Here is a 746-nt window from a genome sequence, read left to right as displayed (position 1 = left end):
CATAGCACGGCAAGCGAACCCCGGGTACTCCTTGTCTACTCGAACCGTACGTCGCATCCCATTCGACCCACGACCGCACCCCTTGGTAGAAGGTGGCCAGGTAGGCACAGACAAACAGTTCGGCTATCACAGCATTCCTCCGTGGAGTGAGCGACAATCTGTCGCTTCGATAGGTCCATAGGCCATCACTATCTTTAGGTCATGTCCAAAAGCTCGGTTCAAGTCGCGATTTACATTTTGGGTTTGGTCATAGCGATGACCGCTCTGGCGTTCGCTTTGCGAATGGGGCACACGCCACCGTTGATCCATCTCTAAAAGAAGCGGCGTCGTCTGCTTTCGCAAACGCCTCGGCAGCCTGCCGTACTGAGTGGCTAATGATCAGTAGCCTCGCTCGGCTCGCATTGGACCGTGACGCCGTCGACAGCCGCTATTGAGGCACAAACCAGCAGCTCGGTGATCATCCCATCTTAGCCTCAGCAGACTTGGTGTGCGGATCGTTAATCGCGTTGGCATAGGTGATCGGCGAAGGCAATCAGGGGTCTTTCGCAACGATGCCTTTCAAAAGACAATGCTGCCCGGCGCGATCGTATCGGCAAGATGAAGTTCGAGGTGACGAACTGGCGGAATATGACGCAGGCCTTCGCCGGCGAGGCAGTCTGACGCTGTGGATGACGGCAGAAGCGCTGTCGTCTTGGCGGGCGCCGAAGCGCACGACCCGCGGTGGCCAGCCGCGTTATTCCAATCTG

At 57.2% G+C, this 746-nt stretch carries 1 pseudogene; it reads left to right on the top strand.

The window, feature by feature from the left end:
* Window positions 1–597: 597 nt before the first annotated feature.
* A pseudogene (locus tag HGP14_RS35165) lies at window positions 598–746 on the top strand (IS5/IS1182 family transposase); the annotation flags it as partial.

Origin of the sequence: Rhizobium sp. P32RR-XVIII, assembly GCF_012641395.1 — a bacterium.
GTDB lineage: Bacteria > Pseudomonadota > Alphaproteobacteria > Rhizobiales > Rhizobiaceae > Rhizobium.
This window is presented reverse-complemented; position numbering and strand designations above follow the sequence as displayed.